General features: G+C 34.4%; 13 protein-coding genes and 2 pseudogenes. All 15 read left to right on the top strand.

Annotation, left to right across the window (positions count from 1 at the left end; all coding sequences use genetic code 11):
- The first annotated feature begins 33 nt into the window (after positions 1-33).
- The gene (fliS, locus tag H0173_RS16505; protein WP_221847613.1) at positions 34-462 is read left to right on the top strand and encodes a flagellar export chaperone FliS; all 429 of its coding nucleotides are present in this window, start codon (positions 34-36) and stop codon (positions 460-462) included.
- A 38-nt stretch (positions 463-500) separates the two neighbouring features.
- Positions 501-908: pseudogene (locus tag H0173_RS22800) on the top strand (flagellin N-terminal helical domain-containing protein); the annotation flags it as partial.
- A 768-nt stretch (positions 909-1,676) separates the two neighbouring features.
- Positions 1,677-1,928: pseudogene (locus H0173_RS22795) on the top strand (flagellin); the annotation flags it as partial.
- 257 nt (positions 1,929-2,185) lie between these two features.
- A complete protein-coding gene (locus tag H0173_RS16495; protein ID WP_221847611.1) occupies positions 2,186-2,623 on the top strand; it encodes a YaaR family protein in 438 nt (145 codons plus the stop codon).
- Positions 2,624-2,793: 170 nt separating this feature from the next.
- Positions 2,794-3,057 (top strand): flagellar biosynthesis anti-sigma factor FlgM, encoded by a 264-nt coding sequence (gene flgM, locus H0173_RS16490; RefSeq protein WP_221847610.1) that lies wholly within the window; start codon positions 2,794-2,796, stop codon positions 3,055-3,057.
- A 12-nt stretch (positions 3,058-3,069) separates the two neighbouring features.
- Positions 3,070-3,558 carry a flagellar export chaperone FlgN gene (gene flgN / locus H0173_RS16485; RefSeq protein ID WP_221847609.1) on the top strand — a complete coding sequence of 163 codons (489 nt, stop codon included), beginning with the start codon at positions 3,070-3,072 and terminating at the stop codon, positions 3,556-3,558.
- 15 nt (positions 3,559-3,573) lie between these two features.
- A complete protein-coding gene (gene flgK / locus H0173_RS16480; protein ID WP_221847608.1) occupies positions 3,574-5,592 on the top strand; it encodes a flagellar hook-associated protein FlgK in 2,019 nt (672 codons plus the stop codon).
- 16 nt (positions 5,593-5,608) lie between these two features.
- Positions 5,609-6,805, top strand: a complete 1,197-nt coding sequence (gene flgL, locus H0173_RS16475) for a flagellar hook-associated protein FlgL (protein WP_221847607.1) — start codon at positions 5,609-5,611, stop codon at positions 6,803-6,805.
- 108 nt (positions 6,806-6,913) lie between these two features.
- Positions 6,914-7,495, top strand: coding sequence for a DUF6470 family protein (locus H0173_RS16470; protein ID WP_221847606.1), 582 nt, complete (start codon positions 6,914-6,916; stop codon positions 7,493-7,495).
- A gap of 17 nt (positions 7,496-7,512) precedes the next feature.
- On the top strand, positions 7,513-7,962 hold the full coding sequence (gene fliW, locus H0173_RS16465) for a flagellar assembly protein FliW (protein ID WP_221847605.1): 450 nt from the start codon (positions 7,513-7,515) through the stop codon (positions 7,960-7,962).
- A 3-nt stretch (positions 7,963-7,965) separates the two neighbouring features.
- Entirely contained in the window at positions 7,966-8,193 is a 228-nt protein-coding gene (csrA, locus tag H0173_RS16460; protein ID WP_221847604.1) for a carbon storage regulator CsrA, read from the top strand.
- A 157-nt stretch (positions 8,194-8,350) separates the two neighbouring features.
- On the top strand, positions 8,351-9,475 hold the full coding sequence (locus H0173_RS16455; protein WP_221847603.1) for a flagellin N-terminal helical domain-containing protein: 1,125 nt from the start codon (positions 8,351-8,353) through the stop codon (positions 9,473-9,475).
- A 143-nt stretch (positions 9,476-9,618) separates the two neighbouring features.
- Entirely contained in the window at positions 9,619-10,209 is a 591-nt protein-coding gene (locus H0173_RS16450; protein WP_221847602.1) for a DUF8042 domain-containing protein, read from the top strand.
- Between the two features lie 9 nt (positions 10,210-10,218).
- Entirely contained in the window at positions 10,219-11,226 is a 1,008-nt protein-coding gene (locus H0173_RS16445) for an SDR family NAD(P)-dependent oxidoreductase (protein ID WP_221847601.1), read from the top strand.
- A gap of 126 nt (positions 11,227-11,352) precedes the next feature.
- Positions 11,353-14,274 (top strand): motility associated factor glycosyltransferase family protein, encoded by a 2,922-nt coding sequence (locus H0173_RS16440; protein WP_221847600.1) that lies wholly within the window; start codon positions 11,353-11,355, stop codon positions 14,272-14,274.
- The last annotated feature ends 25 nt before the right edge of the window (positions 14,275-14,299 follow it).

Here is a 14,299-nt window from a genome sequence, read left to right as displayed (position 1 = left end):
AGAAGCAGATAACCAATTTGGAGGTATACATACGTGACTGGTATTTTTACAGAGTCAGCCATCCATCAAAAATCACCTCAAGAAATTACAGCGCTCCTTTACGAAGCATGCTTAAACAATCTTGAGGAATCTATTCAAGATATTCAAAGTAAAGATTATGTTATTGCGAACAAAAAACTGCAAAGGGCAAATGATATTTTATATCGCCTTGGTGCGGGGCTTAACTACGATGCGGGCATTATTTCTGATCAATTAGATATGCTCTACAACTATATGGCGGACAAGCTTGTAGAAGCAAATTTAACTAAGGATGTAGAAATTATTCAAAATGTTATACAGACATTAGAAGAAATTAGTTCAGCCTGGAGCAAGGCCATGAAAAACAAAACTCTAGATTCCAAAACAGCCATTCGCCAAAAAACTCTAGCTTATGAAAAAAGTGTTTTAATGGAAGATAACTAAAATAATATATAAAAACGTTTTTATAAGGAGAAGAAAATATGAGAATTAATCATAATATTCAAGCGTTAAATGCATACCGAAACTTATACCAAAACCAATTTAATACGTCTAAAAACCTTGAAAGATTATCTTCAGGTCTGCGCATTAACCGTGCAGCTGACGATGCAGCGGGATTAGCAATTTCAGAAAAAATGCGCTCCCAAATTCGTGGTCTAAAGCAAGCTGAAAGAAACTCATTAGACGGAGTGTCTCTAATGCAAGTAGCTGAAGGTGCTATGACTGAGGTACACTCTATGCTTCAGCGTATGCGTGAGCTTTCTGTTCAAGCGGCTAATGATACAAATACAACTTCAGATAGAACGGCTATTCAGTTGGAAATTGATCAGCTAATTAAAGAGATTGATAGTATTGCAGCAAAGACTGAGTTTAATACGCGTAAGTTACTAGATGGGTCAAGTGCGGCGGATACCCAGTTCTTTACTGGTGAACAGTCTAAAACCAATATTAAAAATGTACCTATTGTAACCGATCCTTCTATGCCATCAGCAGAGTATGAAATCGAAGTTGCATCCGGTAGTATTAATATTGTTAATCAATTAAATCAACCAGGTGCGGGAATAAGTGATAAGGATGTATTAACAGTTAATGACACAAAGGGTGCGAACTTAGCTTTTGGTGAATATACAATTGTTGTTTCTAAATCAGATAAAGAAGGAGAAAGTGCCACAATTGAAGTGTTTGATCCAGACGGTTTTTCAATCGGCCAATTGGCTGCAAATATTGGCTCAGCAAGCGGCGCAGGTGTAAAAACGATTGGAACTGAAACAGGAAGACAAGTTGAAATTAATACCAAATTAATTACCGGAACAGGTACAGCGAAAATTCAGGTTGAAGCCGAGTTGTCTGTTGGAGTTTCACGTGTAGATAAAGTTTCGGGTTCATCTGTTTCTACTCCAATTACCTTTGAGAAAAAACTTACAACAAAAAACGGAAAAATAACACATGGCGGACTAGAAATGGAATTTGGTGCTAATGTTACAGCAGGTAAATCCCAATTCCAGCTTACAAACAAAGCTTTAGCTTTCCAAATTGGAGCGAATACTGGACAAAGCCTTAATATTGATGTCCCTCAATTAAGCACAGTTAAACTAGGAATCGACGAAATTAATGTTCTTGACCACGATTCAGCAAATAATGCGATTTTTAAAATCGAACAAGCAATCAACCAAATTTCAGCAACTCGTGCGAAGCTTGGTGCGACTCAAAACCGTTTAGAGCATACAATCAACAACCTACAAGTAACAAATGAAAACCTAACATCAGCTGAATCTCGTATCCGTGACGCTGATATGGCACTAGAGATGACAGAATTCACGAAGAACAATATCCTTAACCAATCAGCTCAAGCTATGCTTGCTCAAGCAAACCAATTGCCACAAGGTGTTCTTCAATTATTACAAGGATAATATAAACAGAAAAGGCAGGTCCTATTTTTTCGGGACTTGCCTCTATTTTTACATCCTTATACTTCAATTTAACGAGTTGTTAACAAGAAGCTTGAAAAAACTGCTTGTCTCCGTTAACAACATTGAGATCACAGTTCGACTATGAATGCCTTGACTTGTAGTAATGTGAGTACCAGCGAGATAAATTATTCCCGCTGATTGTAATTTGGTTTTATGTTAAAATAATAATTGCAAAAGCATATTAAAGGGGCGTCATTATGGAAGTCCAGAAAATTGGCAAAATGGGTGTAGATAAAATTCAAGGTAAACAAAATATCCCTGCTGAAAGTATTTCTTTTCAGGAAGTCATATCTAAGAATCGTCAACAAACGGTCTATGATAAAATGACAAAAATGGTCCAGGAAATTGAGGATCAAGGAAAGGTTCTTTCTGAAAACCGAACAGTTGATAATCTGCGCAAATATAAAAAAATGGTCAAAAAGTTTATGGAAGATGCTATTCAAAATGGGCTTCAGCTTGAAGAACAACGTGGTTTTAATCGCCGTGGACGGACCAAAATTTATAAAATTGTTAAAGAAGTAGATAAAAAACTCATTGATTTAACCAATACAGTACTAGATAAAGAGAAAAAGTCTCTTGACATTTTAAGCGTGGTTGGAGAAATTCAAGGGATGTTAATAAATATTTATACTTAAGAACTATTAGTGATTAAACTAGTAGTTCTTTTTCGTATAAATTGCATTCCCTTTACAAAAATATAAATTGTTAAAATTCCTTCAATATTTCTCTTTTCTAGCCGATATAAAAGACATATAAAAAGGACTCGTTTTACATCACTAATAAGATAGCGAAGGAGGTAGTTTCCTTGAAAATTAATAACATTGGCCGAATGGGTATGAATCCATATAATAAGCAAATAGAAAAGATGGAAAAAAGTGCTACAGTAAGTAAAAAAGATAAACTAGAGATTTCAACTGAAGCCCTTGAACTCCAAAAAGGCGGCTCTATTGAAGCGCAACGCGAAAAACTAGTTGAAGAATTGAAAAACAAGGTGAACTCAGGTGAGTATAAGATTGAGCCAAAGGAAATTGCAGAAAAAATGTATTCTTTTTGGAATGACAAATTCTAGGAGGAAGTTACCTTGCCTCTTGAAAAAATGATTGAGGGTTTAGAGAAACTTATCACACTTCACAAAAGCTTAAATGAGATTGCGAAGAGAAAAACGAAAATTATCATTAATGGTCAAATTGATCCATTACAATCTATATTAAAAGAAGAAAGTCGGCATACTCATGCTATCCATAAATTTAATAATACTGTGTTAAAAATAGGAAGTGAACTCCTTGGGAAGGACGACTTCCCTATAGAAAATTTAACTTTATCAAATGTAATAAATAATTCGAAAAAAGAAGATAGAGTCATTCTTACTCATTTACAGCAAGAACTCCAAGAACAAGTAGAAGAATTGAACCAACAAAATAAATTAAATCAAGAATTGCTCGATCAATCATTGCAATTAATTAATGTATCTTTAGATTTATTAACACCAGATATGGAGTCGATTAATTACAACCCGTCGACCCAGAATGAGCAAAAAGAAGCCTATTCCATTTTTGATTCAAAGGCTTAATGGAGGTAAATAGTAATGATTTCAACTTTTCACGGCTTAGAGGTGGCTAAACGGGGAATGCAAACACAGCAAGCTGCTCTTTATGTGACTGGGCATAATATATCAAATGCGAATACCCCTGGTTACACGAGACAACGAGTGAACTTTGCGCAGACAAATCCTTTCCCTTCACCAGCATTGAATCGTCCGCAAATTCCAGGACAAATGGGAACGGGTGTTTACGCTGAAAGTATTCAAAGACTGCGTGACAGCTTCGTTGACATGCAATTTCAGACGGAGAGTAGCAAGTTAGGCTATTGGCAAGCGAAATCTGAGATGCTGACACAAATGGAGAATATAATGAATGAACCATCTGATACTGGGCTTGCTCATACATTAGATGAATTTTGGAATGCTTTACAAGACTTAGCAGTTCAACCGCAAAATGATGGGGCGAGACGGGTTGTGCGCGAGCGCGGTATTTCATTGGCAAATACTTTTAACTATACTTATGATTCGTTAAAAGCGATTCAAAAGGACTATCGCAAAGAAATTGATGTAACTCAAGATAGTGTTAATTCATTATTAAGGCAAATTAATCAAATTAACAAACAAATTGGCTCCGTTGAGCCACATGGCTATTTACCGAATGATCTGTATGATGAGAGAGATCGATTAATAGATGATCTTTCTGCTTTAGTCAATATAAAGGTAGATAGACAACCAAGTGGGGGATTAGCATCAGCAAAAGCAGAAGGCTTACTTGATATTTATTTAACAACACCTCAAGGTGACGTATTAAAAGATTCGAACGGCAGACCGATAAAATTAATTGATTCTAAATCTAATACAGCCGTCGGAATCCATATTACTTATGAAAATCGATCAGAATTGGATAGTCCTGTTGAAGGAATTAAGTTTTTTGAACTAAAGGAAAATAATAGCGGTTTTGTAGGGATTAATACGAATATAGAAGCGGATAGCCATAATAAACCTGTTTATGAACTAAATCAGTTTTCTGATTTCAATACAAATGGAAGATTGAAAGGCTTCATAGAAGGGTACGGATATAAATACGATCCGACTCCTGCAGATAAAACAAATAATGATATAGTTGTAAAAGGAACTTATAATGATATGCTGGCAGAACTTGATCAAATGGTCTTTACTTTTGCTAGCCATTTTAATCTAGTTCACCAGTCAGGCTGGAGTCTCAATGAAATTCGTGATGGGGAAAATAAACCTATCGATTTTTTCTCATTAGGCACAGCAACTGAAAATAATTTCAAAGGAATAGCTGGGAAAATTAAGGTTTCAGACGCTATCATGGAAGATGTTCAAAATATTGCGGCTGCAGCAGAAGGAAATGTTCTTGCTGGAACTTTTGATCGTAAAACAGTGGACAAGAATACAGTAGGAAATCCAGTATTTACAGGAATATATAATTCTGAAACTGTACCAGCAGGATGGGAAAATGCAAAGGACATCGAAGTAAATCTGCAGTATACAGGTGGTAAATGGCAATATCAAGTGAAAGCAAAAGATGCGGCTGGAAGTTATTTAACTCCAGAACCGACTGGATTTTCAGATTTTATTTCTAATCCAGAAACAATCTATGGAATAAAGCTGGATGTTTCGAATGTTTCAAATCAAAGTAATGGTGATATCTGGTCGGTATCCTTTACGGCAAAAGGGATGTCTGCAAAAGATGAAGCATTTATCGGAAATGGATCTAATGCTTTGAAATTGGCAAATGTTAAAGATGCTGTTCTAAATTATGGAGGTAATTTAACAAGTGTCCAAACTTTTTACCAAGGGATGGTTGGTAGATTAGGAGATAGTGCTTCAGAAGCGCTTCGTATGGAAAATACGGCATCAGTTTTGAAAGAATCCGTTGAATTTAGAAGAATGTCCATTAGTAATGTTTCACTAGATGAAGAAATGACCAATTTAATTAAATTTCAACATGCCTATAATGCTGCAGCAAGAAATATTACAATGATTGACGAAATGCTCGATAAAATCATCAATGGCATGGGCGTTGTAGGTAGATAAGGATAGGTGAGATCCATTGCGTGTAACACAATCAATGCTAACAAACAGCAATTTACAATATATAAGTCAAAACTATAGTCGCTTTGGAAAAATAAATGACCAAATCATGTCTGGAAAGAAAATAACAAAACCCTCTGATGATCCAGTGATTGCTATGAAGGGGATGCGTTATCGCAGCCAAGTTGTCGAAGTAGAACAATTTAAACGCAATCTTAATGAAGGCTTCAACTGGATGGATAATTCTGATGCTGCACTTGAAGAAACTGGACAAGTTCTTCAACGCATTCGTGAATTAACTGTTCAGGCTTCTAATGACAGCTACGGTTCTGAAGAACGTAAAAATATCGCTAAAGAGATTGAGAGACTTCAAGAACATATCGTTGCCTTAGCGAATACGAAGGTTGGAGACAATTATATCTTCAACGGTACGGACACATCAAAATCACCCGTAAATGAAAACGAAATAAATATGGACTTCAGTCATTTTATGGATGAATTGAAAGCAACTCCTTCTACAATCAATCAAAGTGATTATGTTATTAGTTATCAAGGTCAAACGTATCAATACGATGGACCAAATTCGTTTATTGTTCAGCCTAATATTAAATATAAGGATGCCAATGGGAATGAACATCAAGGTCCCCCAGCTCGAATTGAAATTGATCCGACTGCAGGAACGATAAAACAAACTCGAATTGAAGAACAAAAGAATCTAAATGGAGCAGCGATTGTAGTAAGTAATGAATTAAATGATTTTAATCAGTTTGTTTTAACTAAAAACACGGCAGTTTCATCAAATAAACAAGATGTAAGAATTGAAGTGATGAAAGGTGTTACGATTCCTATAAACATCGATGCTAAACAAGTGTTTTCTACTGATCTGTTTTCCAGTTTAGAATCTATCAAAAAAATGCTAAACAGCCCAGAAACCAAAGGGACTGATATTACGAAAGCACTAGACTCAATAGATTTGATGATGGATAAAGTCGTATCAACTAGAGCGGAACTTGGGGCTCAAGTTAACAGAACAGAAATGGTTCAAAATCGTTTACTTCAACAAGAAGTAGTTGCAAATAAAACGGTTTCCGACAATGAAGATATCGATTTCGAAAGAGTTATTGTGGACCTCAAGACACAAGAAAGCCTCCATCGAGCTTCATTAGCTGCGGGAGCAAGAATCATTCAGCCAACATTAATGGACTTTTTACGTTAAGCTATTCCTGAGGGGATAGCTTTTTTTCTAAAGAAGTTTTATTAAGGGATTCTCTTAGTTAAAATAAAGTAGTGACTAATCCAAATTTTGAATAAGGAGGAGAGCCATTTGCAGCTGCCTCGCTTAGAATTACATAATACATTTGCCAAGCTTGGAATTGAGCAAAGTAGGTCGAAAATTTCAATGAGACAACCAATGGCAGATTTGAAATTTACCCAACCGATGCCGGAAGTAAAAATTCATACATCCAAAAGTAAGCTGGAGATTGATCAAACAGAAGCATTTGCAGATGCCAATTTAAAGAATCCTCTTAGAGTGATGAATGAGTGGGCTGCAAAAGCAAAGCAGAAAATGATTCAGAACATCGCTCAAAAGGCAAATGAAGGCGATAGGATGATGAAAATAGAAGGGACAAGACAAAATGCACTTCCTCAAATTGCAAAGGATAAAAGCCAAACCCCTCCAAAGGAAGTCAATATTGGCTTTATGCCGGAGTCGATGTCAAAGGTAAAGTTTCGCTATCAGCCATCTAAAGTAGATATTAAGGTTAATTTTGGTAAGTTTCGGGCAGATGTAGAAACGCATAGCCCCATAATAAAATTTAATCAAGGCGATTTTCGAATATATTTAAAACAAAAGGCATCCCTCCAAATTAATTCAGTGGGTGCAACTCTTGACCAAAAAATATAAAAGAAATGGTGACGGCAATGAAGATCCAATCGAAATATCATGGTGAAATTAAAATAGAGAAATCAAAAGTTATTCATTTTCCGCAGGGAATTCCTAGTTTTTTAGAGGAAAAAGAATTTTATATTCTTCCGTTCGCTGATGAAGGTCCATTCTTTATCATGCAATCTGTTCTAACACCAAGTCTTGCTTTTGTGATTGTCAGTCCTTTTGACTTTTTCAAGGATTATGAAGTTAAACTTACTGACCAAGTTATTAATTCATTAGACATTAGTAACCAAGAAAATGTTGTGGTGTTTGTAATCTTAACGATTCAAGAACCGTTCCAAAATACAACAGCAAATCTTCAAGGCCCAATTGTTATTAACGATGCAAAAAAGATCGGGAAGCAAGTCATACTGAGCGACTCCCCATACAAAACAAAGCATTTATTATTGAGCCAACTATCTTCTGCCGGTAAGGAGGGCTAAAACATGCTTGTTTTAACAAGAAAACCGAATCAATCGATCCAAATTGGCGACGATATTGAGATCAAAATCATCGCCATAGACGGTGAACAAATTAAAATCGGAATTGAGGCACCTAAGAACATCGAAATTCATCGAAAAGAAATCTATCTTGCCATCCAAGAAGAAAACAATAAAGCCGTAAACACTTCCTTGAACCTATTAAAGCAATTTTCAACCCATTTAAAAAAGTAAATTATTTTATCATAAAATGTCTAAACAACTTAAAAATCCTGTCGATATAAACCTTGTAGATCAGAAATCAGATAGGGCGGCCGACCTATTTGGATTCCTGACTTTAATAAAAACCACATGGATGTGGACTAAAACAATTTCAAGGAGGAAATAAATCATGATTATCAATCATAACTTACCAGCGATGAATGCTTATCGCCAATTAGGATCAAACCAAGTTGGTGCAACAAAATCTATGGAGAAACTTTCTTCAGGTCTTCGTATTAACCGTGCTGGCGATGACGCTGCTGGTCTAGCAATCTCTGAAAAAATGCGTGGACAAGTACGTGGCTTAAACCAAGCTCAACGTAACTCTCAAGACGCTATTTCTTTAATCCAAACTGCTGAAGGTGCATTAAACGAAACTCACTCAATCCTTCAACGTATGCGTGAGCTTGCTACACAAGCTTCTAACGATACAAATACTGATCAAGATCGTAACGAGCTACAAAAAGAGTTAAACCAATTAACTTCTGAAATTAACCGTATTGGTAACAATACTGAGTTTAACCAAAAGAAATTGTTGAATGGTTCTCAAAGCTTGAAAGCAGGCAGCTATGTATCAGAAGCTGGTAATACTTCAGGTAGCAACGGCTTAAAGATGCAAGTTGGTGCAAACTCTATGCAAAACTTCACTGTAGATATCTTTGATATGCGTGCAGAAGCACTTGGGGTTGCAGGTACAGCAGATAGTAATGCTGGCATCGGTTCTGGATCTCATGTTGGTGCGAAAAATGCTTGGGTTGTTGGAGGCACTGCAGGAACAGAAGATTATTACAAGGCTGATGGTGGATTACAAACAGGTGGAGACAAGGTTCTTACAGAGAATGGTACAACTATTGGTGCGGAACTTGTTGCGAAATCAACTGAAGCTAAATTTGCTAATGGTGATGCGAATGCATTAACAGACAAAGGTAATTCTGCTGGAGATGTTGTCCACGCTTTAGATATTACTTCTCATAAAACTGCTACTGCAGCTATCTCTGTAATTGATGCAGCAATCAACCAAGTATCTGCTGAGCGTTCTAAAATGGGTGCGTTCCAAAACCGTCTAGAGCACACAATCAGTAACTTAGGCAACTCTTCTGAGAACCTACAAGCTGCTGAATCCCGTGTTCGTGATGTTGACATGGCTAACGAAATGATGGCGTTCACTAAGAACAATATCCTTTCTCAAGCTTCTCAAGCTATGCTTGCTCAAGCTAACCAACGTCCACAATCAGTATTGCAATTACTTCAATAATTTATTAGCCTCGGCGGAATTTCCGCTGGGGTTTTTTTTTGAATAATCCATAATATACCATAATGAGCATAGTCGAAATACCTTAACTTTTGCTGAATATTGTCGATAAGATACATAGATTAAAGAGGGCGGAGGATAAATTAATGATACTGAATATACTCGAGAAAAACTTTTTATATAATAATAACCAAACTGAGATAGAGGATATTATTGAGAAGATTAATAGTGAGCTATCTAGCCAGAATTTATATTTTAGCCATTTAGTTGTTGATGGAGAAGAGATTCACATTGACCATGAAAATTATTTGTTCGACCATATTAAGGAGATAAATAATATCGAAGTAATGGTTAAAACGATTGAGGAATTTACAGGGAGTTTGTTAGTGTCACTAAATACTTACACACACAGAGCTATTCCAAGTATTGAACAGTTAGTAAAAAACTTTTACCAAGCTGAAACTGATGAAAATTGGCTAATGCTAAACCAGCTTTTAGAGGGAATTGATTGGATTTATCAAACAATAAAGGCTATCGATCAAACACTATATAAAATCGCAAGTTGGGATGAATTTATTAAAGGTAATGCCACTTTCGAAGTTGAACTCCCAAATCTGCTGGAGGCAATCGAGAATAAAGATATCATTCTCATTGCTGATATTATTCAATATGAAATTCTACCACTGTTTAAAGTTATTTATAATGAAACAGAAAAAATCTTTAATGAACAAAAGTAGGTAAGAAAAATGAATGCAAGTATGTATACACAAAAAAAAATACTTATTATAGGCGGTACCGGTACTATCGGAAAATACTTAGTTGAGGAACTTCTTAAGCATAATCCAAGTGTAATTCGAATTTTTAGCAGAGATGAATATAAGCAATTTGAAATGCAGCAAGAATTATCAGAGTATAGAAACATTAGATATTTAATTGGCGATATTCGTGATGAGAAGCGTTTACTCAGAGCGATGGAAGATATTGATTATGTTTTTCATCTTGCTGCGATGAAGCATGTGCCAGCTTGTGAGTATAATCCATTTGAAGCCGTACAAACAAATGTTATTGGAACTCAGAATGTTATTCAATCAGCATTATCTGCAGGAGTAAAAAAGGTCCTGTTTACCAGTACTGATAAAGCGATTGCACCTGCTAATACTTACGGAGCCACAAAGTTAACAGCTGAACGTTTGATTTCCGCAGCTCAGTTTCAAAAGGGTCCTAAAGATACGATATTTAGTTCTGTTAGGTTTGGTAATGTGATGGGTTCTAGGGGTTCTGTTATCCCACTATTCAAAAAACAGATACTTGAGAAAAGGATGGTAACTGTAACTGATAAAAACATGTTGCGTTATATGATGACTCCATCACAAGCCATTTCGTTAATGCTTGAAGCAAATGAAATGGCAAAAGGTGGAGAAGTATTTGTCTTGAAGATGCCTGTAATAAAATTAATTGATCTAGTTGAAGTGTTGATTGAGGAAATTGTTAGTAGGTATTCCATCAATGATGTCATTAAGTTAAAAGAAATTGGACTACGTCCAGGTGAAAAAATGTATGAGGAACTAATGACAGAAGATGAGTTGAGAATAGCATTAGAAACTAAGACTATGTTTATAATAACTCCACCATATGCTGTTAAGAATATTTATTTTAACGCATATTCAATTAAGAAAGCTCCAATTGTTTCATTTGAGCAAGCAATTAGTAAGGAAGTATTAAGTGAGTGGATTTTAAATGAGCAACTTATCTAAATGATAAGGTCTGTATATAGAATACATTGATTATTTGAAAATAACACCTTATAGAAGTTAAGGGTATTTTGTTGTTATTTCGTTTTCATAATCTTAATGTAATTGTTTTTGGAGAGGTGTGAACAGATGTTAGAAGAAAATTATAACCTACTTAAACAGTACGCAACTGATGTTTTAATTGATTTAAAATCTTATGAACAATTAAATTCTGAAAAAGGACTAATATCCGAGGTTATAGACACAAAATCAGGACAAAAGACAATTCAAGTACTAATGAATGGAAGTATGCAGCTACTTCATAGCAAATATGATCCTAAAAAAGAGGCTGAAAAATTTATATCTCAATTTGAAAATATTGTCGATAAATACGAACATGTCTTATTTTATGGTGTTGGTTTTGGCTATCATATAAAAGAATTTATGATAAAATATCCAACCTTTACTTATTCTTTATATGAACCAGAGATTGAGGTTTTTTACCAATTTGTGAAAAATTGTAATTTGAGAGAAATACAATTGGAACGAATTAATGATATATGCATTGAAACAACAAGCGAAAAAGGGAGTAATTTCATAGATATAAAAATACATAACATTCAAGAAAGAGTATTAGTAATAACTCTACCTAGTTATGAAAGAATATTTAAGGAAAAGTTCAATTTATTCTCAAAGAATTTGAAGACTGCAATGGAATCAAAAAGACAGAGTCATAGGATAAACATGAAATATAGTGCCAGGTGGACTTTAAATAGTCTTTTAAATCTTTCGGAGAATTTACAAAACTTTAATATATTAGACGGATACGGATCTTATTTTAAGAATAAACCACTTATCATAGTATCGGCGGGTCCTTCTCTTGATGAAGAATTTGAAAATCTTCGTCTGATTAAGAAAAAGCGATTAGCATATATTTTTGCAGTGGGATCTGCGAACCGTGCGTTGATATCCCAAAACATTATGCCTGACGCAATTTGTACATATGATCCACAGAAACATAATTATGGTGTTTTTTCGAAGATGTATGAAAAAGGTGTGGATTCTGTTCCTTTAATATATGGAACTAGCGTTGGATTCGAAACATTAAAGATGTATAAAGGTCCAAAATATCATATGATAACAGATCAAGATTCAGTCTCTACATACTATTTAAAGAAAAAAAATAAGGATGACCTTAAATTAGTTCAAGATTCTCCAACAATAGCAGCTGTGGCATTTCAGCTTGGAGCTAATTTAGGATGTAATCCTATTGTTTTAGTGGGACAAAATTTAGGTTTTAAAAATGACAAAATATATTCGAAAGATATTGACTACAAGGGACGTTCTGAAAAAGTTATGGATAATGACAGGGTTAATAGTTTTATGGTTGAAGATGTATATGGAAACCAAATTGAAACTAATTCTTCATTTAATAATATGAGACAAAGTATCGAGTGGTGTATATCTAAGTATTCAGGGGTAGAAACTATTAATGCAACAAAAGGTGGGGCTGCTATTTTCGGGGCTAAATTCATCAGTCTAGAAAGCCTTATTAAAAATCGATTGAATGATACAAAAGTAGATGATAGTTGGAGAAACAATAAACCTCAACTATATGATTTGGAATCAATACAAGAAAAAATAAATAATATGGAGAAATCTATTAAGGTATTTCGAAAACAATATATAGATATAGCATTAATGTTTAAGGAGTTAAATTTATATATAAAATCAAATAAAAGTAAAAAAATAGTTGATCTAATGGTGAATTTTGATAAGAAGGTCAAGATGCTGATTGAAACTGATTGTTATAAAGTATATATTGAGCCTGTTAATCGAGAATTTCTTCAAGCATTAAGTATAAAGTCTGCAAGTATTCGAAAACAAACAAATGAGATACTTAAAGCTAAATTAATTATTGAAGCCTTTCAGCCTTATATAGAGCGTTGTAAGCAAACGCTAGAGCAAATTGTTAGTAGTATTTATAGTGTACATAAGATGATTTTGGAGTTGATTGAAAATAATAATGATTATAAATATTACTCAAATGATTGTGGTGTTTTTAAGTATATTGGTAATTGGCGTCGTGTAAATTATGGTCCAGGGAAAAATATTAATTACTACTTAAATCAGACATTAACTAATGTTAAAGAATCCACAATTAGTTTTAGATTTTTGGGGAATACGCTTAGAATATATGGTTCAAGGCATACTGATGGATCAAAGAAAATTGAATTAAAAATTGATGGAAGAAGTATTATGTTTTCTCAGAAGAAAACTGGAGTGGAGACATCTGGAAACCCAAGAGTAAAAGAGGTATTGGTTGAAGTAAATACATCTGAAAATCAAGAACATATAGTCCAAATAATATTGAAAGATGACAATACCTTTATATTTTCTGGAATTGAGGTTAATAGAGAAGGTTATTTATATCATATTGATGAAGTCAGTGATATTAAAGATCTTGTGGTTGGAAAGCGTATTCGTTGCCATTACAAAGCTCCTTATAATAAAGTTGGCGTCTTCAATGGATTAGGGGAAGAAACTAGTACTTTTATTCCGGTTGAATCTAGTGCTTATCCAGATGGAGATTTTTATTTTATTATGGTGGATGGAAATTCAGAAAAGAAAAAATTAATAGCCGACCGAAATATACAAAATTTCATTTCTTGGGAAACTTTAAATCAATTTGGGTTTGGAATTAATAAAGGAGTAATTATCAATCAACTTAATAATAATAATTATAAAGCAAAAATGAACTTATTGTATGGCGATTCTGAAGGTGATTTTATTAATGAGTGGAATCAATATATTATTCAATCGGACTTAGATGGATATATAACCGCAGGTAGTGATTTGGTATGGAATTGGAGCGGGCAAGTGGGGGCTTGGACGAATAGTAATAAGTATAATAAAAATCAACATGGTGAGACTACGATGCCTATTAGGAGCGTATTCTTAAAAGATAAGAATTGGTATGGAGAAAATGCAGAATACTGTTTTTGGGGTTTAACAACAAACGTAAATTCAATTTTCGCATTTAGACCTATATTGTCTCTAAATAATGAGTAACAAATAAATGTAGTTTTCTTTTAAT

The organism is Bacillus sp. S/N-304-OC-R1 (genome assembly GCF_019749375.1).
In the GTDB taxonomy this organism is placed as follows: Bacteria; Bacillota; Bacilli; order Bacillales; family Cytobacillaceae; genus Cytobacillus.
This window is presented reverse-complemented; position numbering and strand designations above follow the sequence as displayed.